At 70.5% G+C, this 21,456-nt stretch carries 23 protein-coding genes; 15 read left to right on the forward strand and 8 right to left on the reverse strand.

Features of this window, described 5'->3' with window-relative positions; all coding sequences use genetic code 11:
• On the reverse strand, positions 1-1,554 hold a 1,554-nt coding region (locus HF577_RS16565; protein WP_169396763.1), incomplete at its 3' end, for an HNH endonuclease signature motif containing protein.
• 288 nt (positions 1,555-1,842) lie between these two features.
• Here HF577_RS16565 and trpS point away from each other — a divergent pair.
• The 6 genes from trpS (at position 1,843) to HF577_RS16595 (ending at position 7,820) form a co-directional block, all read left to right on the forward strand.
• Positions 1,843-2,847: a tryptophan--tRNA ligase gene (gene trpS, locus HF577_RS16570; protein WP_169396764.1), complete on the forward strand. Its 1,005-nt coding sequence runs from the start codon at positions 1,843-1,845 to the stop codon at positions 2,845-2,847.
• 335 nt (positions 2,848-3,182) lie between these two features.
• Positions 3,183-3,491 (forward strand): hypothetical protein, encoded by a 309-nt coding sequence (locus HF577_RS16575; RefSeq protein ID WP_211174390.1) that lies wholly within the window; start codon positions 3,183-3,185, stop codon positions 3,489-3,491.
• A gap of 200 nt (positions 3,492-3,691) precedes the next feature.
• On the forward strand, positions 3,692-4,279 hold the full coding sequence (locus HF577_RS16580) for a hypothetical protein (protein WP_211174391.1): 588 nt from the start codon (positions 3,692-3,694) through the stop codon (positions 4,277-4,279).
• Between the two features lie 58 nt (positions 4,280-4,337).
• A complete protein-coding gene (locus HF577_RS16585; protein ID WP_169396767.1) occupies positions 4,338-5,687 on the forward strand; it encodes a Dyp-type peroxidase in 1,350 nt (449 codons plus the stop codon).
• A gap of 40 nt (positions 5,688-5,727) precedes the next feature.
• Positions 5,728-6,609 (forward strand): bile acid:sodium symporter family protein, encoded by an 882-nt coding sequence (locus HF577_RS16590; RefSeq protein ID WP_169396768.1) that lies wholly within the window; start codon positions 5,728-5,730, stop codon positions 6,607-6,609.
• An 89-nt stretch (positions 6,610-6,698) separates the two neighbouring features.
• On the forward strand, positions 6,699-7,820 hold the full coding sequence (locus HF577_RS16595) for a catalase family protein (RefSeq protein WP_169396769.1): 1,122 nt from the start codon (positions 6,699-6,701) through the stop codon (positions 7,818-7,820).
• A gap of 8 nt (positions 7,821-7,828) precedes the next feature.
• Here HF577_RS16595 and HF577_RS16600 read toward each other — a convergent pair whose 3' ends face one another.
• From HF577_RS16600 to sodN, 4 genes are all read right to left on the reverse strand, one after another.
• Positions 7,829-9,082, reverse strand: coding sequence for an APC family permease (locus HF577_RS16600; protein ID WP_169396770.1), 1,254 nt, complete (start codon positions 9,080-9,082; stop codon positions 7,829-7,831).
• A gap of 15 nt (positions 9,083-9,097) precedes the next feature.
• Entirely contained in the window at positions 9,098-9,508 is a 411-nt protein-coding gene (locus tag HF577_RS16605; protein ID WP_169396771.1) for a VOC family protein, read from the reverse strand.
• Positions 9,505-10,296, reverse strand: coding sequence for an arsenate reductase/protein-tyrosine-phosphatase family protein (locus HF577_RS16610; RefSeq protein WP_169396772.1), 792 nt, complete (start codon positions 10,294-10,296; stop codon positions 9,505-9,507). Before HF577_RS16610 ends, HF577_RS16605 begins: the two co-directional genes overlap by 4 nt.
• A 149-nt stretch (positions 10,297-10,445) precedes the next feature.
• Positions 10,446-10,862: a superoxide dismutase, Ni gene (sodN, locus tag HF577_RS16615; RefSeq protein WP_169396773.1), complete on the reverse strand. Its 417-nt coding sequence runs from the start codon at positions 10,860-10,862 to the stop codon at positions 10,446-10,448.
• Positions 10,863-10,946: 84 nt separating this feature from the next.
• Here sodN and HF577_RS16620 point away from each other — a divergent pair, with 84 nt between their 5' ends.
• The 7 genes from HF577_RS16620 to HF577_RS16650 all read left to right on the forward strand — a co-directional run bounded on the left by HF577_RS16620 (position 10,947) and on the right by HF577_RS16650 (position 18,700).
• On the forward strand, positions 10,947-11,258 hold the full coding sequence (locus tag HF577_RS16620; RefSeq protein ID WP_312859178.1) for a S24/S26 family peptidase: 312 nt from the start codon (positions 10,947-10,949) through the stop codon (positions 11,256-11,258).
• Between the two features lie 207 nt (positions 11,259-11,465).
• Entirely contained in the window at positions 11,466-14,333 is a 2,868-nt protein-coding gene (locus HF577_RS16625) for a putative bifunctional diguanylate cyclase/phosphodiesterase (protein ID WP_169396775.1), read from the forward strand.
• Between the two features lie 117 nt (positions 14,334-14,450).
• Entirely contained in the window at positions 14,451-15,548 is a 1,098-nt protein-coding gene (locus tag HF577_RS16630) for an ABC transporter ATP-binding protein (RefSeq protein WP_169396805.1), read from the forward strand.
• Positions 15,549-15,561: 13 nt separating this feature from the next.
• Positions 15,562-16,218, forward strand: a complete 657-nt coding sequence (locus tag HF577_RS16635; RefSeq protein ID WP_169396776.1) for an ABC transporter permease — start codon at positions 15,562-15,564, stop codon at positions 16,216-16,218.
• Positions 16,215-16,928: an ABC transporter permease gene (locus HF577_RS16640; RefSeq protein WP_169396777.1), complete on the forward strand. Its 714-nt coding sequence runs from the start codon at positions 16,215-16,217 to the stop codon at positions 16,926-16,928. The genes HF577_RS16635 and HF577_RS16640 overlap by 4 nt, the downstream gene beginning before the upstream one ends.
• A gap of 27 nt (positions 16,929-16,955) precedes the next feature.
• On the forward strand, positions 16,956-17,879 hold the full coding sequence (locus HF577_RS16645) for an ABC transporter substrate-binding protein (protein ID WP_169396778.1): 924 nt from the start codon (positions 16,956-16,958) through the stop codon (positions 17,877-17,879).
• Complete coding sequence (locus HF577_RS16650) at positions 17,876-18,700, forward strand: MOSC domain-containing protein (RefSeq protein WP_312859179.1); 825 nt, start codon at positions 17,876-17,878, stop codon at positions 18,698-18,700. Before HF577_RS16645 ends, HF577_RS16650 begins: the two co-directional genes overlap by 4 nt.
• A gap of 24 nt (positions 18,701-18,724) precedes the next feature.
• Here the strand turns inward: HF577_RS16650 and HF577_RS16655 are convergent, their stop codons facing one another.
• Positions 18,725-19,648 (reverse strand): SDR family oxidoreductase, encoded by a 924-nt coding sequence (locus HF577_RS16655; RefSeq protein WP_169396779.1) that lies wholly within the window; start codon positions 19,646-19,648, stop codon positions 18,725-18,727.
• 73 nt (positions 19,649-19,721) lie between these two features.
• On the opposite strand from HF577_RS16655, the gene HF577_RS16660 reads away from it, so the two are divergent.
• Both HF577_RS16660 and vapC read left to right on the forward strand, forming a co-directional pair.
• Positions 19,722-19,940: a type II toxin-antitoxin system VapB family antitoxin gene (locus HF577_RS16660; RefSeq protein ID WP_169396780.1), complete on the forward strand. Its 219-nt coding sequence runs from the start codon at positions 19,722-19,724 to the stop codon at positions 19,938-19,940.
• On the forward strand, positions 19,931-20,338 hold the full coding sequence (vapC, locus tag HF577_RS16665; protein WP_169396781.1) for a type II toxin-antitoxin system VapC family toxin: 408 nt from the start codon (positions 19,931-19,933) through the stop codon (positions 20,336-20,338). Before HF577_RS16660 ends, vapC begins: the two co-directional genes overlap by 10 nt.
• A 5-nt stretch (positions 20,339-20,343) precedes the next feature.
• Here the strand turns inward: vapC and HF577_RS16670 are convergent, their stop codons facing one another.
• Positions 20,344-21,015, reverse strand: a complete 672-nt coding sequence (locus HF577_RS16670; protein ID WP_169396782.1) for a permease prefix domain 1-containing protein — start codon at positions 21,013-21,015, stop codon at positions 20,344-20,346.
• Positions 21,012-21,359 (reverse strand): PadR family transcriptional regulator, encoded by a 348-nt coding sequence (locus HF577_RS16675; RefSeq protein WP_169396783.1) that lies wholly within the window; start codon positions 21,357-21,359, stop codon positions 21,012-21,014. The genes HF577_RS16670 and HF577_RS16675 overlap by 4 nt, the downstream gene beginning before the upstream one ends.
• Positions 21,360-21,456: the final 97 nt, after the last annotated feature.

The following is a 21,456-nucleotide window of genomic DNA, read 5'->3' on the forward strand; positions in this document are numbered from 1 at the left end:
GGTGAGTGGGGGTGGGTCGACGCGGTAGGTGTGGCCGCTGGGTGTGGTCCAGAGGATCGTGCCGTCGGGGTACTGGCTGACGCTCCAGCCCGGCATGCCCTTCAACCGGTGATGGGGTCGGCATTTGGGGCCGAGGTTGGCCGCGGAGGTGGGCCCGTCGCCCGCGACGGGGTCGAAGGGGATGTTGTGGTCGAGGTCGCAGCGGTTCGCGGGTACCCGGCAGCCCGGCCCTTGGCAGTACTGGTGCCGCGCGATGACGTGTTCGGTCAGGTGCGGTGGTGGGCGGTAGCGGGTGGTGCCGTAGTCGAGCAGTGCGCCGCTGAGAGGGTCGGTGACCAGGCGGTGCCAGATGCTGTCGGGGTCGGCGGCCAACTGGCGGGCGTGGTCGGCGGGGATGGGGCCGTAGCCGGCGAGCTCACCGGGTTCGTCGGAGACGCCGCGGAGGGTGTCGAGGGGGACGGTGACCCGGATCTGTATCGAGACTTTGTTGGTGACGGTGGGGACACCGCCCGGGGGCGCGAGCCCGGGGAGCCGGTCGGAGCCGGGTGCGGCTGGTCCGATCCCTGCTGGAGGACCGGTGGGATCAGGCTCGGTCGTGCCTAGAAGTCGGCCGGCGCTCCCCGGGTCAGCGTTCCCGACGCCGGCACTGGCGGTGCCGGTTGTGGTCGACCGAGGGGCCGCAGAGCGGGCAGCGGTAGCGGTGCCTTCCTCCGGACCGGTCTGGGCAGTGGTGGCCGAGGGACTACTGGCGGCGGTCTGCTGCGCGGCCGTGCTGCAGAACCCGGTGTCGCGTAGCACCAGGTCGACCAGCGCATCCGCCCGCCGGGCCGCCATCGGGCGTTCATCGGCGCTGCCGCAGCCGCGGGCGTGCTGATCCAGCACCGCGAACACCCCGACCGCCTCCGCCGCCGGCAATGTGGCCGACAGGGTGGCCATCCCGTCGCGTTCCGGGTAGAGCACCACGGCCCGCTCGCGCCGCTTGCGTTCCCGCCGCCGGGCGGCGGCCTCGCTGTCGGCGCGTAGTACCGCCCGCCGCAGCGCGGCCCGCAGCTGTCCGGTGGTCTGCTGCGGCGCCCGCGCGAGCACTTTCTGTTCCACCGCAGCGGCGGCGTCGGGGTGCAGGTCGGTACAGGCCTCGGCGATGATCCGCGCCTTCGGCAAGGTGATCGACCCGGTCTGCAGGGCAGCGAAGGTGGCTGGGAACTGCTCCACCAGCTGCCGGGCCTCTCCGACCCGCCAGGCGGTGCCGCCGGGCGAGAGGCGCAGCATCATCCCGACCTCGGCCTGCGCGGACTCCACCGCCTGCACCGCGGTCAGACCCGCGGCGGGGTTGGTCTCGGCTGCGGCGACGAACTGGGTGATCTCTGCGTACTGGCGGGCCTGTGCCCAGGCGATGACCTTCTCCCAGGCCCCGATCCGCTCCAGCGCCTCGAACCCGTCCACGGGTGGTCCGGCCTGATCGAGGATCAGCACCGCCATACCGTCGGGAGCGACCTCGGTCCACGCCAGTGGCGCGGATGGCGGCACCACCCGGTGAGTGTCGATATCGAACATACGTTCGACTCTATCCGCGGCCCCCGACAGAATCGACGACAGCGCCGCGAGATCCGCCTGATCGCCCTCGCAGGGGCGCACGCACGACTCTCGAAATGATCACGGCCCGTGGGAAGGCGCTGCTAGGCTGGCGGAGTGCGCACGATCGTGAAGTTCTGGTGGCCGCCGGCAGGCGGCTCCTCCGACGTGCGCTGACACCCAGCACACCCTCCCAGGCCGCCCGCGCAGGCGGCCTTCGTCGTGTCCGGGGCCGTCGCGGGGTGGCCGCCGACCCGAGGAAAACACACGATGCGACTCTCCGGGATCACCCCGTCCGGCCACGCCCAGCTCGGCAACCACCTGGGCGCGATCCAGCGCTGGGTGTCCGACGGCGGCCCGGACGACCTGTACTTCGTGTCCGACCTGCACGCGATGACGACCACCCACAACCCGGGCAGGCTGCGGGCGCGGACCAGCGAGATGCTGGCCGTGCTGTTGGCGTCCGGGATTCCGGCCGAGCGGGTGTTCGTGCAGTCGGATCTGGCGCGCGAGCTGGGTGCGCTGACCTGGATCCTGGAGTGCACCTGCAGCTACGGCGAGGCAGCGCGGATGATCCAGTTCAAGGAGAAGGGCAGCGGACAGCCCGGCGTGCGGCTGAGCCTGCTGACGTATCCGGTGCTGATGGCCGCGGACATCCTGCTGCCGGGCGCGGATGAGGTTCCGGTGGGCGAGGACCAGAACCAGCACGTCGAGCTGGCGCGGGCGCTGGCCCGGCGGTTCAACAGCACCTACGGCGAGGTGTTCACCGTGCCACGGGCGGTGCTGCCACCGACCGGGGCGCGGGTGCGCGACCTGGCCGACCCGGAGCGCAAGATGTCGAAGTCGGCGCGGGACGCCGCCGGGGTGGTGTTCGTGCTGGACGAGCCCGACCTGATCCGGCGCAAGGTGCGGCGGGCGGTGACGGACGGGTCGACCGGCGTCGCGTACGCGCCGGAGGAGCGCCCCGGAGTGGCCAACCTGCTGGAGATCCTGGCCGGCTGCCGCGGTGGCCGGCCGGCGGATCTGGCCGGCGAGTTCACGTCCTACGGCGCGCTGAAGGAGGCCGTGGCCGACGCGGTGATCGAGACGCTCCGCCCGATCCGAGAGCGGACGGTCGAGCTGCTCGCCGACCCGGGTGAGCTGGCCCAGGTGCGCGCGGAGGGCGCCGCCCGCGCTGTGGAACGGGGGGAGCACCGCCTGAGCTCGGCGATGCGGTTGATCGGCGCGGGCGCCCAGCACCCGGGCGCGCTCACGAACGCAATCACGCACGCGTAGAAGCACGTCGGTCTCAGAAGACGAGAAGACCGGGCTGGATGTGGGACGCCATCTCACGGGAGATCGGAGCGTGAAGCGTCGTCAGGTCGCCGGGGGTTCCCTGAGAAGGGCTTGCCGGTCGTCTGGTCCCGGTGGCCACCTAGCAGCCCGTGAGCGACTGACCGCCTGGCAAGCACGGCGTTCTGCTGGAACCTCGCGGGCTCGGCAGTCGAGCGACTCGCATCCGTCCTAGGGCTCGGGACGCTTCGCCTTCACCCTGTGCCAGGCTTCCGGCCATGCCGCGGGCTCGATTCTTGTTCGATCCGGGGTCCGGGGCTGTTTTGTGGCCGACAGAGGTGCAGGACCAGGAGTACTGGGGGCATCCGGCCTGCCTGGAGGTGCTACCGATCAGCGCGGCCCTTCGGGATGAGCTGACCCGGTTGATCGAGTGGTACGACAGATCATTGAACTGGGACTACCCGCCCGACCCGGGGCCTTGGCGCGAGCCGGAGTGCCAGGCCTTCAATGCCGCCGTGCGGCGCGCACTCGACCAGCTGCGCGCCGAACTCGGTGACCAATGGGCGATCGAGGACCAGTTCAGAGAAGAGCACGAGGATCCGGACCTCGACCGGTACCTCGCCAACCCGTCCGCCTTTCGGCGATGATCCCCCGCGCCACCGCTGTCGGGCGTTGCCAGATCGATGAGATCGCGCACGCGTAGGTGAGCACCCGGCGCAGGCCGGCCCCCCGCGGCTTACCGGCGCTCACCCCGGGAATCACCTCTATCAGGTGGCGTGGGGGTCGGTCGGCACGGGCAACATCTCGTGACTTCGGCAAAGGTCACGAGATGTTGCGGAGGGATTTCATGGCGGCCATGGGAGGAGCGACCCAGTCTGCTCAGCCGGAGCGACCGGGCCGGACGGACGGGGTGGCGGGCGAGTTCACCGTCTTCTGCAGGATCAAGCCGGGCCACGCGGATGAACTGCGTGAGGTGCTCGACGAACTCATGGACGCAATGGGGACGGGCGACCGGGCCGCGCTGAGACAGATCGGCACGTTGCACGACGCGCGGCACGTGATCTTCGACAACGACACGCAGTTGCTGTTCGCCAGTGTCTTCGACGGGTCCTGGGACACCTACATCGACGACTTCGCGACGACGGTGGTGGGGGAGAGGTTCGACCGGGTCTTCTCCCACACGGAAGGGTTCCCCGGCGTCAAGGATCCCAACGTGAAGGAGTGGTTCGTCGCCCAGCAGGAGCCTGCGCTCGTCTTCGTCAGCTCCTATCCCGACCTCACCGTCAAGCAGATCTGGAAAGACCAGAGAGTGAACGAGGCGTTCCAGGCGGTGCTCGACAGCTCGGAGTTCCAGGCGGCGCTCGAAAATCCGGCCAACAAGGAGCTGCTGGCCTCGCCGGCCTTCCAGAAACTGCTCGACCAAGCCGCGGGCTGACCTCGCCGAACCCACCCTGAGTGGATCGATGTGACGTACCTGGGGAGAAACGACAGTCATGAGCGCGGAGGCAACCGACGTACCGAGCGTGAGCCTGGAGATCGACGACATCCAGAGCGGAGCGCTGCGCCCCCGGCCGTCGCCGTACGTGGGGAAGTTCTTCGTCCTCCGCGTCGACGACCGGCGGGACGGCCGCGCCATGCTGCGGCGGCTGCTTCCCGCGGTCGACGGTGGCCTCGCCGGCGCCGATCCCGATCACGATGCCTGGGCCTCCGTGGCCGTCACCCACCAGGGTCTACGCGCCCTCGGGGTGCCCCGGGACTCGCTCGACAGCTTCCCGCTTCCGTTCCGGCAGGGGATGGCGGCCCGAGCCGAACTGATCGGTGACGTCGGCGAGAGCGATCCCGCCCGGTGGGAGCCACCCTTCGGCACGTCCGATGTTCACCTCGTGGTGAGTGCGCTCTCGCCCGATGCGGCCCGTCTGGAGAAGGCGTTGGAGCGGGTCCGTACCGCCTACCAGGAGACGTCCGGTGTCGAGGTGATCTGGCAGCAGGACATCCGCCAGCTCCCGACCGGGCGCACCACGCTCGGCTTTCGCGACGGGATCAGCCATCCGGGCATCGAGGGCAGCGGAGTGCTCGGCACCAATCCGCAGGAGGCCCCGCTCAAGGCCGGCGAGTTCATCCTCGGCTATCCCGATGAGACCGGGAACCTGCCGCCCATGCCGCAGCCCGACGTGCTGGGACGCAACGGCACGTACCTGGCCGTCCGCAAGATCCACACCAAGGTGGCGGCCTGGCGTCAGTACCTGACCAAGAACACATCGAGTCCGGAGGAGGAGGCACTGCTGGCGGCGAAGATGATCGGGCGCTGGCCGAGCGGGGCACCGTTGACCCTGTCCCCCGACCACGACGATGCGGAACTGGGCAACGATCCGCGCCGCAACAACGACTTCCTCTACCGGGAGAACGACGATCGCGGTTTCCGATGTCCCGCCGGGGCGCACATCCGACGGGTCAACCCGCGCGATGCCGACATCATCGGGGCGGCGCGGCTGCACCACATCATCCGTCGCGGCACCACCTACGGCCCGCCGTTGCCGGAGGGCGTGCTCGAGGACGACGGCGCCGATCGAGGCCTCATCGGAGTCTTCATCGGCGCCCACCTGGACCGGCAGTTCGAGTTCATCAAGTCGGAATGGGTCAACGACGGGAACTTCATCGGGTACTCGGGCGAGAAGGACCCGGTGGCCGGGCACCACGACGGGACGGGCAGCGTCACCATCCCGCAGCGGCCGATCCGGCGGCGCCTGCAGGACATGCCGAGCTTCGTGGTGACGCGGGGTGGCGAGTACTGCTTCCTGCCGGGTCTGCGTGCGCTGCGCTGGCTCTCCGAGCTGGACACCTGACGGCCATGGCCGGCGGGTGGCACCGTGATGGGAGATCGCCATGAGCGTGTTGCAGACACTGCAGAGCCTGTTCACCCTCGCCTTCGTGGTGACGAGCATGCTGGGCATGGGCCTGAGTCTCACCGTCTCCCAGATCGTTGCGCCGCTCCGGAATGCGCGGTTGGTGGCCCTGTCCCTGGCCGTGAACTTCGTCGTCGTCCCCGCGGTCGCGTTCGGCCTCTCCAGGGTCATCCCGCTCGACCAGGACGTGCAGATCGGGTTGTTGCTGATCGGCACCGCAGCCGGCGCACCGTTCTTGCCCAAACTCGCCCAGATCGCCAAGGCGGACATCGCGTTCGCCGTGGGACTGATGACGATTCTGATGCTGGTGACGATCGTCTACCTGCCGCTCGTACTGCCGCTGCTGCTGCCGGGAATCGAGGTCAGTGCCCTGGAAATCGCGTTGTCCCTGATTGTGACGATGCTGGTGCCGCTGGTCGTCGGGCTGCTCATCAAGGCTCGATACGAGGGCATCGCGCAGGCTATGCAGCCGGCAATGGCGCAGATCTCGACGATCAGCCTGGTGCTGCTTCTGGTGCTGATGCTGGCGCTGAACTTCAGGAATGTGATCGCCCTGTTCGGCACCGGAGCCATCATCGCCACGCTGCTGTTCATCGTGATCGCGGTCCTGGCGGGGTACGTACTCGGTGGTCCGCGCACGAGCACGAAGCAGGTACTGGCACTGGGTACGGGCCAGCGGAACCTGTCGGCCGCCTTCATCATCGCGACGAGCAACTTCGCCGGCCAGCCGAACGTACTGGTCTATGTGGCCGCAGCGGGACTCGTGGGAATGGTCGTCCTGTTCCCGACGGCAGGAGAGTTCGGTAAACGCGCCAAGGTCATCCCGGGGACGGATCAGCCGGCGGCCTCCGGGCAGGCGTGAGCGCCCGATGAGGCTCCGAACGACCGTCCCGCACCGCCAGGTCGACACCACGGCGTCCGCGGAAACCGCAGAGAGGACCGGTCGAGGACATGGCACCACAGTTCGTTCCCTACACGGCGGACGTCGAGACCGTTGAACCCCGGTTCGACGAGGACCTGCAGACGGTCATCGAGAAGACAGAGCGCTACATCGCCGAGTCCGTCGCGGCCGGCGCCACCGGCCGGGCCGTCCGCGACGCCCATGCCAAGGGGTATGGCCTCGTCCGGGGGGAGGTCGAGATCCTGGGTGGGCTCCCCGACGAGTACGCGCAGGGCATCTACGCCACCCCGGGACGACATGACGCACTGATCCGGTTCTCCAACGGTTCCCCCCACGCCGGAGCGGACGCGCGGCTCGGCAGCGCGACCGGGCTGGCGCTGAAGATCTTCGACATCGACGGCCCGACTCTGCTGGCGGACGAGCCCGACACCCGCACCTTCGACTACACCAACATCAACGGACCGATCTTCTTCTGCAACACGGTCGACCACTACCTGTTCATCCAGGACCTCTTCCTCGAAGCGCCGAGCTACTTCGCCCAGGGCCGGCCCGGAGCCCATCGCTTCTTCCGTGACTTCGTGACCGGGAAGGGGACGCTCGACCCGGAGGACTGGGCATGGGACGAGTTCCTGGCATTCCTCCGGCTGTCCCAGATATCACCGATGAACGTGCTGCTGTCGACCTACTGGACCATGGGCGCGGTCCGGCACGGCGACTACATGGCCAAGGTCCGCATCGCCCCCGACCCCTCCTTCGCCGACGCCGTGGTCCGGCGCCGCATCGACCCGACGTCGGCGGCGGAGGTCTTCCGGCCGGCCTTGGTGGCGGAGCTGTCGGAACGCCCGTATGCCTTCGACATCCAGGTCCAGCTGTGTACCGATCTGGAGCGGATGCCGGTCGAGGACGTCACCGTGGAGTGGCCCGAGCGGCTCTCTCCGTTCATCACGGTGGCCACGCTGCGGATCCCACAGCAGGACATCTCAGGTGACGGCAACCTCGAGAAGATGGATGCGCTCTCCTTCACGCCGTGGCGGGTGACGGCCGAGCACGCGCCCCTCGGCAACATCATGCGCGCACGCAAGAAGGTCTACCGCCACTCCTCGATCCTTCGCCACAAGCTCAACGAGCAGCAGCGCACAGAACCCCGCAGCGCCGACGAGCTGCTGCCGTGACCCCTCGGTCAATGTCGGGCTCGTAGTGCCCTTGCCGCCTTGTAGACGGCGCCGAGTGCGAACACGGCCACTCCGCCGAGGACGGCTTGCCACGGGAGCGCCGCGACGAGTACGACGCAGCCGATCGCCCCGAGGATCTGCAGAGCCTTCGGGAAGCGCCGCTGCTGGCGCTCCTGGGTGTACGCGGCGATATTCGCGGTGAGGTAGTAGAGCAAGACGCCGAATGACGAAAATCCGATCGCTGCACGCAGGTCGACGGTCAGGACGAGCAGCGACACGATGGCCGCGACGACGATCTCCGCGCGGTGCGGTACCTGATGCACCGGATGCACGGCGGCCAGCCAGCGCGGCAGATCTGCTTCGCGCGCCATGGCCAGTGTGGTGCGGCCGATCCCGGCGATGAGCGCGAGGAGGGCCCCGAGCGACGCGGCCGCGCCGCCGACGGCGACGATGGGGACGGTCCAGCCCCAGCCAGTGGACCTGGCGACCTCGACCAGCGGGGCGCTGGACCCCGCGAGTCGGTCGGTACCCAGGACCGCCAGAACCGTCACTCCAACCGCGGCGTAGACGGCGACGGCAATCCCGAGCGCGAGCAGGATCGCCCGGGGGATCGTGCGCTCGGGATCGCGGACCTCCTCGCCCATGGTGGCGATGCGGGCATAGCCGGCGAAGGCGAAGAACAGCAAACCTGCTGATTGCAGCACTCCATAGACACCGATGTGCTCGGAGGTCAAGGAGAGTCGCACCGGATCCGGCTTTCCGGCGACCCAGCCCGCCACCAACAGCAACACGAGGACGGACAGGACGATAATGACGAGAATGCGCGTGAGTCGCGCGGTGCGCGTCACGCCGCGATAGTTCACTGCTGCCAGACTCACCACCGCGGCCACCGCAACGGGGCGCTGCCAGGCGACGGGCACCACGTAGGCGGCAAAGGTCAACGCCATCGCGGCACAGCTTGCGGTCTTGCCGACCACGAACCCCCAGCCGGCGAAGAACCCCCACCACGGGCCCAGCCGCTCACGCCCGTAGACGTACGTGCCTCCCGACGTCGGATACTGCGCCGCCAGCTGTGCTGAGGCGGTGGCGTTGCAGTAGGCGACGACGGCGGCGAGCAGTAGACCGACCAGCACGCCTGCCCCTGCCGCGGCAGCAGCCGGCGCGAACGCCGAGAACACCCCCGCGCCGATCATCGAGCCGAGCCCGATCATCACTGCGTCGGCGGTGCCCAATCGCCGGGCAAGGTGTAAGTCGTCGGCCATGCAGCATCTCCTCGGTCAGGGTGTGGCCGATGTGGGTGCGCCGGGCCGGTGCGCGGGTTGGAACAGCTCGATCAGGTTGCCGTCGGGGTCGGCGAGCAGGATCTGGCGCCCGCCGGGGCCGGTGACCAGGTCGCTGCGCAGGGGCAGGCTTGCGCTGCGGAGCCTGTCGATCTCGGCATCCAGGTCGTCGACGATGAGGTGGATGCGGTTGCGGCCCGCGGTTGCGGCGTCGTCGGGGGTGGCGCGGGCGCCGGAGCTGGCGGGTCCGGACAGCAGCAGCCTGAGCGGGCCACGGACCACGTCGGCAAATGCGGGTGCAGCGCTGGTGTTCAGCGTGAAGCCGAGATGGGTGGTGTAGAAGTCGATGGCCGCCTGGACGTCGGTGACGATGTATCGGACGCTGGCGTACTGCTCGGGTGCGGTCATTGCTGAACCTCCGAACGGTCGGTGGCGGTCAGGACAGGCAGCAGGTGTCTGACGCGGGTGTCGATCTCTCCTGCGATGCGCTGGAAAGCTGGGTAGCCGGCTTGATCGCCACCGTCGGCCGTGGCTGGGTCGGGGATGCTCCAGTGCGCCCGCCGCGGGTGGTGGGGGAACTCCGGGCAGGCCTCACGAGCCCGGTCGCACAAGGTGATCACATGGTTGAAACTGCGGCCGGCGAGGGTGTCCAGGTGCTGAGGGCGCTGACGGGAGACATCGATGCCGAACGTCTCGCGCAGCACCCGGACGGTGTCGGGATGCAACTCACCCTTGGGCCGGCTCCCGGCGCTGGTCACGGTGACGTGGTCAGCAGTGTGGTGGCGCAGCAGAGCTTCGGCGATCGGCGAGCGGGCGCTGTTGCCGGTGCACACGAACAGCACGGCGATACGTCGGGACCGTCGCGGTTCAACCGGAGAGATCGGTGCGGTGGTTCGGCGCAGCGCCGGGTGCAGCGCGGCGCCGCTGTCGGTCAGCGCGTCCGCGCAGCGGTCCAGGTCCAGGTGGTAGTAGCTGTCCCGGCCGTCGAAGCTGCTGCGCGTGGAGGTGACCAGGCCGCCGTCGCGCAGCAGCCGCAGGTGGTAGGAGACCAGGTTCTGCGGCTGGTCGACCCGTGCAACCAGCTCGCGGACCCGATAGTCGCTGTCGGCGAGCTCTGCCAGCAGTCGCCAGCGCAGCGGGTGGGCGGCCAGCCGCGCGAACGCCGGTGGGTCGGTGGCTCGACCCGGGAAGACCATGAATCGGACCATACATCCAACAGGATTGATGCATCAATCTCACTTGATGGATATCTGCGAACGTGGGCCGTCGAAGGTCGCCCGACAACGAAAACGGCGCTGACCTGCGGAAGAGTGCTCCCGCTGGTCAGCGCCGTTCAGCGCCTGGATCAGGCAGCCGACTTGGTCTCCCAGAAGATCTTGTCGATCTGGGCGATGAGGTCGAGCAGGTCCTGGCCGGTGGCCGGGTCCATGGAGGACTTGGCGCCGTCGGCCCCGCCGCCGGCCTTCTTGGTGGCCTTGTTGAACAGCTCGTGCAGCTCCGGGTACTTCTCGAAGTGCGGCGGCTTGAAGTAGTCGGTCCACAGCACCCACAGGTGGTGCTTGACGAGATCCGCGCGCTGCTCCTTGATCAGGATGGCCCGGGTGCGGAACTCGGGGTCCTCGTTGCTCTGGTACTTCTCCTGGATGGCCTTGACCGACTCGGCCTCGATGCGGGCCTGAGCCGGGTCATACACGCCGCAGGGGAGGTCGCAGTGCGCGGTGGCCTCCAGCCGCGGGCGGAGAATGCGGGACAGCAGCCGCATGGGTCCTCCCTGGTTGGTGATCGTTCTGGCACGTCCGACACTACTCTGGGAGTTCTGCCGCAGCAGAGCGGCGAGGGGGTGCGCGTGCGCTGGCGGAGGGTCGCCGTACGGGGTCCGTCGATGTCGCCGACGTTGCGTGACGCCGATGTGGTGCTCGCCCGGTTCGGCGCCGCCGCCCGTCCGGGGGACGTGGTGCTGGTGCGGTGGGCCGCGCGTCCCGGGCAGCTGTCGGTGAAGCGGGCGGTGCGCCGTGCGGGCACCGGGTGGTGGGTGCTCGGCGACAACCCCTACGGCTCCACCGACTCGCGCGGGCTGGGGGAGGCCGAGGTGCTCGCCGTGGTGGGCTGGCGGCTGTGGCCGCGGCCCGGACGGCTGCGCAGCAACCCGCGCCCCTGAGCCGTACGGCCGTTCCGGTCAGAACTGACGAGCAGTGACAGCGGCGGCAGCCGGGTAACCCATCCTTACCGCGCCACCCCCACATGGATGCACCGGTGACACACGGTGCTGACCAGCGGGTTCTCGTCCTCAACGTTAGGTAGGCCGTTTGGGCGGTCGTCCAGATCGAGCGCGATTCGGCGTCGTTGACCCGGTGAGATAGACGCCATGACCGCAGGGGGCCACGTGGATGAGCTCGGGCACCAATCAGGTGAGGGTTCGGCGGGTGGGCAGGCGGCTGGGCCGAACGAGGCCGACCGGCTGATCACCGAAGCCGCGGCTCGGGCGGATCTGCTCCGCTCGCGCCACGCGGTCTTCGGCCGTGAGATGCACCCGCGGGCGGCGATGTTCCTCGCCCGCGCGGCGCGCGCCACGGCCGCCGTCCCGCAGCGCTCGGAGGGGGAGCGGAGCGGGGATGCGGGTGCGGGGGACCGTGCGCCGGGGTCCACCGCCGACCCGCGCGCCGTCCAGCTGGCCGAGCTCGGCGAGCCCGCCGCCGGCCGGAGCGCGTCCCACGTGCTCCCGGCCCTGCGGGACGCCGTGTTCGGCAGCAGCCTGCTTCCGCACGCCACCGCGGGGCCGGAGATCGTGCCGTTGCCGGCCGCTCCCGCGCTCGTCTGTGACAGCGCCGAGCACATCCTGCGCGTCAACTCCGCGTTGCTGCGGCTGTCCGGCCGGGACACGGACGGTCCGGCCGTCCATCCCGCCGACGCCATGCGGGGAGGGCACGAGCCGGGCGGCGGTCTGTTCGGGCTGACGTTGTCGCAGCTCGTCGTCGGCCCGGACGCCGACGCCCGGCTGGTCCGCGTGGACGGCAGCCGGGTGCGGGTGCGGGTGGTCCGCTGGGAGCTGCCGGGCGCCGGTCTGTCGGCCGTCGTGCTGGTCGAGCTGGACGACTGCTCGGCTCTCGCGAGCCGCGTGGTGGACCCGGGCTGGACCGCGGAGCTGGAGAGGTTGGCGCGGGTGGGCACCTGGACGTTCGACCTGGCCACGTCCACCCTGCACCGCAGCGAGACGCTGCAGGAGCTCTACCGCTCGCTCGGCGTGGACCCCGACGGCGCCGGGTCGGCGCCGGTCGAGGGCCAGCAGGTGGCCCTGCTGTGCCAGAGCCTGCGTTCGGGGGCGCGCGCCGGGGACCATCACCTGGACCTGCCGTTGCCCGGTAACCGGATGCTCAGCTGCCGGGCCGAGGTGGAGTGCTCCGATGACGGCACCCCGGTGCGGCTGGTCGGGGTCGTCCACGACGTGAGCGCGGAACGGCTGGCGCGCCGGCGGGTCGAGCTGTCGGGTCAGCGCTTCGCCGACCTGATGTCCATCGTCCCGTCCGGTGTCGCGCTGGTGGACCCGTCGGGCCGGGTGGTCGACGCGAACCCGGGCCTGTGCCGGCTGCTCGACACCTCGCTGGAGCGGCTGCGCGGGATCCAGGCGGCCGCGTTGTCGGTCGACGAGCTGCTGATCCCGGACACCTGGCCCGCCGAGGTGCCCGCGGCGGACGGCGGCCCGGTGCTTCCCGGCTGGCTGCGACCGGTACCGCCCGGTGCCGGCCACGCCTACCGGGTCGGTGCCGCGCCACTGCGGCGCGGTGACGGCACCACCGTGTGGTGCGAGATGGCGGTGTCCGTCACCTCCGCCGACGACGGTGGCTGGTTCTGGCTGGTCGCGTGCACCGACATCTCCGACCGGCGGCGGGCCGCCGAGGTGCTGCGGAGCGCGGGCACGGTGGACGAGCTGACCCGCCTGCCCAACCGGGCGGCCTGCCTCGAGCTGGTGGACCGGCTCCTCACCGGGGCGTCCCGGTACCGGGTGGCGGTGGTGTGCGGCGACCTCGACGACTTCGCCAGGGTCAACTCCTCACTCGGCTACGAGGCCGGCGACGACCTGCTGCTCACCCTGGCGGGGCGGCTGCAGCGGGAGCTCCCGGTGAGCTGCACCGCCGGCAGGCTCTCGGGTGACGAGTTCGTGGTGATCTGCTCCGACCACACCGAGGTGGGAGGTCCGGATCTACTCGCCAAGGTGGTCGCCGACCTGCTGACCACCACGATCACGGTGCACGGCAGGCCGGTGCAGCTCACCGCGTCGGTCGGGCTCGCCACGTCACTCCCGACGGGCGAGGCGCGCGCCGCCGACCTGCTCCGCTTCGCGGAGGCCGCGATGCACGACGCGAAGCGGCGCCAGAGCCGCGGCGCCATCGGGATGGCCACCGACGGCATCATGAGCTCCGCGACCCAGGCCCTGGATCTCGAGGCCGAGCTGCGCGAGGCCATCGCGGGTGACTCGCTCGTGCTCGAGTACCAGCCGGTTGTCGGCCCGGACGGCACGGTGCTCTCCGCCGAGGCGCTGGTCCGCTGGCCGCACCCGGACCGGGGGCTCATCTCGCCCGCCGACTTCCTGCCGGTCGCGCAGCGCAGCGGCCTGCTGCGCGAGCTGGACCTGTGGGTGCTGCGGACGGCCGCGCGCGAGGCGGCGGGCTGGCCGGAGCACCGCGGCCGCAAGCCGGCCGTCGCGATCAACCTGGCGGGACTGCTGCCCAGCGAGGTCGACTTCCTCACCGTGGTGAGCGACACGCTGATCGACGCCGGGCTGGCCTGGAACCGGCTGGTCCTGGAGCTGGTGGAGACCAGCCTCGTCGCGCTGCCGCCGCACGCGCTGGCCGCGATGGCCGAGCTGGTGGAGCGTGGGCTGCGGTTCGCCGTCGACGACTTCGGCACGGGGTACTCCTCCCTCGCGAGGCTGAAGGAGCTCCCCGCGCAGATCGTCAAGGTCGACCGGTCGTTCGTCACCGGCATCGCCGACTGTCCCGCCGACTTCGCGGTGGCCCGCGCGGTCGTCGACATGGCGAGGGCGATGGGCCGCACCACCGTGGCCGAGGGTGTCGAGACCGCCGACCAGTTCCACGTGCTGCGCGGCATCGGCGTCGACGCCTACCCGGGATGGCTCTTCTCCCGGCCGCTGCCTGCCGTGCGGCTTCGTGACGTGCTGCTGCAGGGCCGGATCCCCACACCGGCATCGGCCACCCCCGCCACCCCGGCCACCTAGGAGCGCCTGGTCGATCTCGGTCGGGGCACGATCTGTCGCGGCTGTCGGTGGAGCGGGATAGCCTCGTGTGACGCGGCGACCGGCAAGAGGTCGTCGGTGAACACGGAGGTCTCCCGGATGATCGAGTTCCGGGGCGTGACCAAGCGCTTCCCCGACGGCACCATCGCAGTCGACAACCTCGACCTCACGCTGGACGCCGGGAAGATCACGGTCTTCGTCGGTCCGTCGGGATGTGGCAAGACCACGTCGTTGCGGATGGTCAACCGGATGATCGAGATCACTGAGGGCACGATCACGATCGACGGACACGACATCATGGCAGCCGACGCCGCCGACCTGCGCCGTGGCATCGGTTACGTCATCCAGCAGGCGGGGCTCTTCCCGCACCGCACGATCCTCGACAACATCGCCACGGTGCCGCTGCTGCTGGGGTGGTCCAAGGCGAAGGCCCGGCAGCGTGCCGCCGAGCTGATGGAGGTCGTCGGCCTGGCTCCGGAGATGTCCCGGCGCTACCCCGGGCAGCTCTCGGGCGGGCAGCAGCAGCGGGTCGGCGTGGCCAGGGCGCTGGCGGCCGACCCGCCGATCCTGCTGATGGACGAGCCGTTCAGCGCGGTCGACCCGGTGGTGCGGGAGAACCTGCAGGACGAGCTGCTGCGGCTGCAGGCCGATCTGGGCAAGACCATCCTCTTCGTCACCCACGACATCGACGAGGCGGTCAAGCTCGGCGACAAGGTGGCGGTGTTCCGCACCGGCGGGCTGCTCGCGCAGTACGACGAGCCCGGCAGGCTGCTCGCCCGCCCGGCCGACGACTTCGTCGACGGCTTCGTCGGGCGTGACCGCGGCTACCGCGGGCTGGGCTTCCTGTCCTCGGCCGCGCTGCCGCTGGGCGAGCTGCCCACGGTCACGCTCGGCGACTCGCTTCCCGACGGGGCGGGGTGGGTCCTGGTCGTCGACGGCGCGCGGCAGCCGCTGGGCTGGATCCACGGGTCCGGGCGCGACGGCGGCCTCGCCGTCGAGCACGAGCACCTCATCCCCGGCGGTTCGCTCTACGAGGTGGAGTCGGGGTCGCTGCGCAGCGCGCTCGACGCCGCGCTCTCGTCGCCGTCCGGCCAGGGGGTGGCCGTCGACGGCAATGGGAGCGTGGCCGGCTCGGTGCGCGCCGACGACGTGTTGCGCGCACTCGAGGACGCCCGGCCCGATCCGGCGGCGGCATGAGAGGCGCGCGCCGATGACGTGGGTACTGGGCAATCTCGAGCTGATCTGGGACCTGACCCTGGAACACCTGGTGTTCGCGCTCGTCCCTGTCGTGCTCGGGGTCGTTCTCTCGCTCCCGCTGGGCTGGCTGGCCAACCGCACGGGCATCGGGCGCACGTTCACGATCAACGTGGCCGGCCTGCTCTACACCGTGCCGTCGCTCGCGCTGTTCGTGATCCTCCCGCCGCTGCTCGGCACGCAGATCCTCGACCCGATCAACGTGATCGTGGCGCTCACGGTCTACACGGTCGCCCTGCTGGTCCGCACGGTCGCCGACGCGCTCTCGGCCGTGCCTGCCGTGGTGGTCAACGCGGCCACGGCCATGGGTTACCGGCCGGTGCGCCGCTTCCTGGCGGTCGAGCTGCCCCTTGCGGTGCCGGTCGTGGTGGCCGGCATCAGGGTGGCCGCGGTGTCCTCGATCAGCCTGGTCACGGTCGGCTCGGTGATCGGGTTCGGCGGGCTCGGCAAGATGTTCACCGACGGGTTCCAGCGGAGCATCCCGCAGGAGATCATCGCCGGGATCGTGCTGGTGCTCGTGATGGCGCTGGTCGTCGACGGCGCGCTGGTGGGCATCGGGCGCCTGCTCACCCCGTGGAGCCGGCCCGTGTCCACGGCGAGGAGCGCGGCATGAACTACTTCGGATGGCTCTTCGACCCCACCAACTGGACCGAACAGGGCGGCGTGTTCCAGCGCCTGATGGAGCACATCGGCTACACGGCCATCACCATGGCGATCGCGCTGGTGCTGGCGGTGCCGCTCGGCGCCTGGATCGGGCACACCGGCCGTGGTGGCTTCCTGGTGGTGGGGCTGGCCAACGGCCTGCGCGCGCTGCCCACGCTGGGCCTGCTCGTGCTGCTGGTCGGAGCGATCGGGATCGGCCTGATCGGGCCACTGATCGCGCTGGTCATCCTCGCCGTCCCCCCGATTCTCGCCGGCACCTACGCCGGGGTGCGCAACGTCGACAGCGCGGTGGTCGACGCGGCGCGCGGCATGGGCATGCGCGGGCGCGACGTGCTGTTCCGGGTGGAGCTGCCCAACGCGTTGCCCCTCGTCGTCGGCGGCATCCGCAGCTCGGTGCTGCAGGTGATCTCCACCGCCACGATCGCCGCCTACGTCGCACTCGGCGGGCTCGGCCGGTTCATCGTCGACGGCCTCGCCGTGCGCGACTTCCCGCAGATGATCGGCGGTTCGATACTCGTCGCCGCGCTCGCCATCGCGTGCGACCTGCTGCTCGCCGCGCTCCAGAAGGTGCTCGTCTCGCCCGGCCTCCAGGCGGCTCCTGCCCGGGGCCGCAGGCTGCGGGCCGTGCCCGACCCCCGACCCGCCTCGCAGGCGGCCTGAACCCGTTCCCAGCCGGAGGACCACCTGATGAGACGCTCCCTGATCGCCCGCACCGCCGCACTGGCGGCCATCTCCGCCCTCGCCCTGGCGGCGTGTGGCGGCGGCTCCGACCCGCTCAACTCGGGCGGTAGCGCCGCGGCGCCCTCCGACACGATCATCGTGGGGTCGGCCAACTTCACCGAGAACCAGATCCTCGCCGAGATCTACGCGCAGGCCCTCCAGGCCAAGGGCATCAACGTGGAGAAGAAGCTCAACATCGGCAGCCGTGAGACGTACTTCCCGGGCCTGCAGGACGGTTCCATCGACCTGATCCCGGAGTACACGGGCGTGCTCCTGCAGTTCCTGAACAAGCAGGCCACGGAGACCGCGCCGGACGCCGTGTACACGGCGCTGAAGTCGGCGCTGCCGGGGAGCCTCACGGTGCTCGACAAGTCCGCGGCCGAGGACAAGGACGCCGTGGTCGTCACGAGGGAGACCGCCACCCGCCTGAACGCCACGAGCCTCGCCGATCTCGCTCCGAACTGCGGGCAGCTGACGTTCGGCGGGCCGCCGGAGTTCCAGACCCGCCCGGACGGCATCCCCGGCATCGCCGAGACCTACGGGTGCAATTTCAAGGAGTACCGGTCCCTCGACGCGGGTGGCCCGCTCACCGTCTCGGCGCTGAAGAACGGCGACGTGCAGGCCGCCGACATCTTCACCACCGACGCGTCGATCCCGGCCAACGACTTCGTGGTGCTCACCGACCCGAAGGACAACTTCGCCGCGCAGAACGTGGTGCCGCTGATCAACAAGGCGAAGGTCAACGACACGGTCACGCAGGTGCTCAACGGCGTCTCCGCCAAGCTCACCACCGAGAACCTCACCGCTCTCAACGCGGAGGCTGCGGGCGACACGAAGCCGTCGGCCGAGACGGTGGCGAAGAACTGGCTCACCCAGAACGGCCTGGGGTGACCGTGCCGGGCGCCGGCGCCGTGGGGGCGGTCGGGGCGCTGCGCCGGTACCCGGTCAAGTCGATGCTCGGCGAGGCGCTCACCGAGGCCGTGCTCACGGTGGGAGGGGTCGAGGGCGACCGCACGCTCGCCCTGCTCGACACGGTCACCGGCCGGGTGGCCACGGCGAAACACCCACGGCTATGGCGGTCGTTGCTCCGGTTCAGTGCCGTGCACGACGGCACGGGCGTGCGCATCGTGCTCCCCGACGGCCGTTCGGTCGGCGCCACGGACGACGGCGTCGACGAGCTGTTGTCGGCGGTTCTCGGGCGGACCGTCGTGCTGGCGGGCACGCGGCCTGCCGGCGCCACGGTGGAACGGCCGGACCCGGAGGACGTGCTGGCCGGCGGGGTGGAGGCCGACGTGCCGTACCAGACGCTGGAGATCGCGCAGGGCACCAGCGGCTCCTCGTTCGTCGACTACGCCCCGGTGCACCTGATCACCACCGCCACGCTCGACCACATCGGCACCGAGGCGGTGCGCTACCGGCCCAACGTCGTCGTCGTCGGCCAGCAGGGGGTGCCCTTCGCCGAGAACGACTGGGTCGGCCGGGACATCACGATCGGCGAGGTCCGGCTCCGTGGCACGCTGCCCACCCCGCGCTGCTCGGTGCCCACCCTCGAACACGGGTCGTTGCCACGTGCCGTGCACGCCGTGCGCACCCTGCTCACCGAGAACCGGGTGGATGTGCCCGGTTTCGGGGTGCTGCCGTGCGCAGGCGTCTACGCCGAGGTGCTCGATGGTGGTGTGGTGCGCGAGGGCGACCCCGTCGTCCTGGGCTGACCGGGCTGCGTCGGTCGGCCCCGGTCAGCGGTAGCCGGTGGTGTCGGCCGGCTTGCCCGCGTCCTGCACCTCCACGACGTAGCGCCAGGCGTCGGGTGCGGAGCCGTCGAGATCGGTGAACCCGTACTCGCGGGCCAGGCCGCCCGACGAGAGCGAGGAGCCCTGCCAGCGTTCCCGTTGCGGGTCGGCGGCCAGCGCCGCCACCGCGCGGCCGATGAAGTGTGGTGTCTCGGAGATGGCGAAGTGCGGTTGCTTCGCGCAGGCGTCGCGCCAGCTCTCCTCGGTGACGCCGTAGACATCGAGCATGAGCTCCGAGCGCAGCCATCCCGGTGTCACCGCCACCGCCGTGGCGCCGTGGCTGCCGAGCTCGTGGGCCCAGCTTCGCGCCAACCGGATCGGCGTGATCTTGGCGAGGTCGTAGAACACGTTGATGCGGTAGTTCTCGGCGTTGTACGCGGCGGTGCCGTCGGTGACCTCGACGACCAGGCCGCCGGGCTTGCGGATCAGCAGCGGGAACGCGTGGTGCGCGGTGACGAGGTGGGTGTCGACGGCGAGGCGGAGCAGCCGCAGCCCGTCGTCGAGGGAGTGCTCCCACACCGGCTTGTCCCAGTCCGCCAGGAAGTCACCGCCGAAGATGTCGTTCACCAGCACGTCGAGGCGGCCCTGCTCGGCGTCGATGCGGGTCACGAGCGCCGCGACCTGCTCGGACACGAGGTGGTCGGTGGGCACCGCGATGCCGGTGCCCCCCGCCGCGCTGACCAGCTCGGCGGTCTCCTCGATCGTCTCCGGCCGGTTGTACTCGCTGCGCCTGCCGCGGGTCGACCGGCCGGTGACGTACACGGTGGCCCCGGCCGCGCCGAGCTCCACCGCGATGCCCCGGCCCGCTCCTCGGGTGGCCCCCGCAACCAGGGCCACGCGGTCGGTGAGTGGCCTGTTCTCCAGCGTCATGGTCCTCACGATGACAGGAATCCTTGACATCCCCTGTCGAAGTAACGGGTTCAGTGAGGTGTATGGTTGGTGTATGTCGCGCACCAACATCGACCTCGACGATGAGCTTGTCGCCGAGGCGATGCGTCGCTACGGCCTCAGGACGAAGAAGGAGGTCGTCGACCTGGCGCTGCGGCGGCTCGTCGGTCCCCGACTGTCGCCGGAGTTCCTGGAGGGCTTGGAAGGGATCGGCTGGGAGGGCGATCTCGACGAGATGCGCAGGTCGAAGATCGAGGGTCGAGAGTGGAGCTGATCGACTCGTCGGCGTGGATCGAGTACTTTCGCGCCACCGGGTCACCGGCGAACGTGGCGGTCCGCGAGTTGGTGCGCGAGCGTCCGCACGACATCGCCGTCACCGAACCCGTGGTCATGGAACTGCTCGCCGGCGCGGGCTCGGAGCGCGCGTTCACCGAGATTGACAAGCTGACCAGCGGGCTGGCTCTGCTGTCGGTCGATGCTCTCCTGGACTATCGCCACGCGGCGGTGGCGTACCGCGCGGTCAGAGCCGGTGGCGGCACGGTGCGGAAGCTCCTCGACTGTCTCATCGCCGCCGTCGCGATGCGGACAGGCGCCGTCCTCCTGCACCGCGACCGAGACTTCGACGTGCTCGCCAGGGCTCTACCCGACCTGCGGGTCCGGTCACTGGTCTGATCCGTTCAGTCCACGACCCGGGTTGCGGCCACCCGCAGCGTGCGCACCGCTGAACGCACCACGAGTGCGCACACCAGCGCGCTCACCATGAACGCCGGAAGCGCGAACGGCTTCGTGACGAGCATGGCTGCCGTCGCCGGGCCGTTGACCAGGTTCATCAGCACACCCGTGCCGCCGCAGACGACCGCACCGGTCACACCGGTGAGACCCGCCAGCACCGCGACCTGCCGCGTGGGGGCCGCTCGGAGGAACGTGACCGCGAGCAGGACGACGGCGACGGCTGCCACCAGAAAGCTCGCGGTGTCCTGCAGGCGCGCCAGCGCCACGACGAGCGTCGGGGGCGGGCTCGTGTCCCAGCCGACGCCGTTACGCCACAGCAGGTCCCAGCCGAACGTCATCCCCGGGAAGGCCACCAGGAGCAGCAGTGCCGCCCACCGGCTCTGCCGCGCCACCAGCTCGTGCTGGTACAGCGGGGCGATCTCGCGGACGGCGCCGAACTCGCGCACGGCGCGCACCGCCGCCTCCCGCGGAGGGAGCCCGTAGGTGCGGTGTGCGGCGACGGCGTCGTGCAGTCCGTCGCGCGCCTCGCGCAGCATGCTCCGCCGGACGCGGGCGGGGCCGTGCAGCGCCCGCGCCAGTTCGGCGAGGTGCTGGTCGACCGGATCCTGGACGGTCACGACAGGCCTCCCGCCGGCCGTCCGGCGGCGGGCCGCAGCACCGCATCCACCACGGCGCTGAACTCGTTCCACTCGGCGCGCTGGCCCGCTAGGGCGTGGCGCCCGGAGCGGGTGAGTGTGTACGTGCGCCGCTCGCGGCCGGCGACGGTGCTCCAGGTGCCGGAGAGCAACGCCGCGCGCTCGAGCCTGCGCAGCGCCGGGTAGACGGTGCCGGTGGGCAGGTCGAGGGCACCGCCGCTGCGCGTCTGCAGCGCTTCGATGATCGCGTAACCGTGGCGGGGTCCGTCCTCGAGCACGGCGAGGATCAGCCCGTCGAGGTGGCCGCGGACGGCGTCGGGTCGCACGAGTAGGGATTCTACCTACCCGAGCTGTGCGCGCATCAGGATGAGGATCAGGGACATCCCGGATACATATGTAGGCACTCTACTTATAGCTTCTTCA

Source organism: Pseudonocardia xinjiangensis (assembly GCF_012911925.1).
Classification (GTDB): Bacteria; Actinomycetota; Actinomycetes; order Mycobacteriales; family Pseudonocardiaceae; genus Pseudonocardia; species Pseudonocardia xinjiangensis.

Excerpts from the sequence above, each read along its gene's own strand:
- trpS (WP_169396764.1), top strand. The coding sequence starts at position 1,843 with ATGCGACTCTCCGGGATCACCCCGTCCGGCCACGCCCAGCTCGGCAAC.
- HF577_RS16580 (WP_211174391.1), top strand. The coding sequence starts at position 3,692 with ATGGCGGCCATGGGAGGAGCGACCCAGTCTGCTCAGCCGGAGCGACCG.
- HF577_RS16585 (WP_169396767.1), top strand. The coding sequence starts at position 4,338 with ATGAGCGCGGAGGCAACCGACGTACCGAGCGTGAGCCTGGAGATCGAC.
- HF577_RS16590 (WP_169396768.1), top strand. The coding sequence starts at position 5,728 with ATGAGCGTGTTGCAGACACTGCAGAGCCTGTTCACCCTCGCCTTCGTG.
- HF577_RS16595 (WP_169396769.1), top strand. The coding sequence starts at position 6,699 with ATGGCACCACAGTTCGTTCCCTACACGGCGGACGTCGAGACCGTTGAA.
- HF577_RS16600 (WP_169396770.1), bottom strand. The coding sequence starts at position 9,082 with ATGGCCGACGACTTACACCTTGCCCGGCGATTGGGCACCGCCGACGCA.
- HF577_RS16605 (WP_169396771.1), bottom strand. The coding sequence starts at position 9,508 with ATGACCGCACCCGAGCAGTACGCCAGCGTCCGATACATCGTCACCGAC.
- HF577_RS16610 (WP_169396772.1), bottom strand. The coding sequence starts at position 10,296 with ATGGTCTTCCCGGGTCGAGCCACCGACCCACCGGCGTTCGCGCGGCTG.
- sodN (WP_169396773.1), bottom strand. The coding sequence starts at position 10,862 with ATGCGGCTGCTGTCCCGCATTCTCCGCCCGCGGCTGGAGGCCACCGCG.
- HF577_RS16625 (WP_169396775.1), top strand. The coding sequence starts at position 11,466 with ATGACCGCAGGGGGCCACGTGGATGAGCTCGGGCACCAATCAGGTGAG.
- HF577_RS16630 (WP_169396805.1), top strand. The coding sequence starts at position 14,451 with ATGATCGAGTTCCGGGGCGTGACCAAGCGCTTCCCCGACGGCACCATC.
- HF577_RS16635 (WP_169396776.1), top strand. The coding sequence starts at position 15,562 with ATGACGTGGGTACTGGGCAATCTCGAGCTGATCTGGGACCTGACCCTG.
- HF577_RS16640 (WP_169396777.1), top strand. The coding sequence starts at position 16,215 with ATGAACTACTTCGGATGGCTCTTCGACCCCACCAACTGGACCGAACAG.
- HF577_RS16645 (WP_169396778.1), top strand. The coding sequence starts at position 16,956 with ATGAGACGCTCCCTGATCGCCCGCACCGCCGCACTGGCGGCCATCTCC.
- HF577_RS16655 (WP_169396779.1), bottom strand. The coding sequence starts at position 19,648 with ATGACGCTGGAGAACAGGCCACTCACCGACCGCGTGGCCCTGGTTGCG.
- HF577_RS16660 (WP_169396780.1), top strand. The coding sequence starts at position 19,722 with ATGTCGCGCACCAACATCGACCTCGACGATGAGCTTGTCGCCGAGGCG.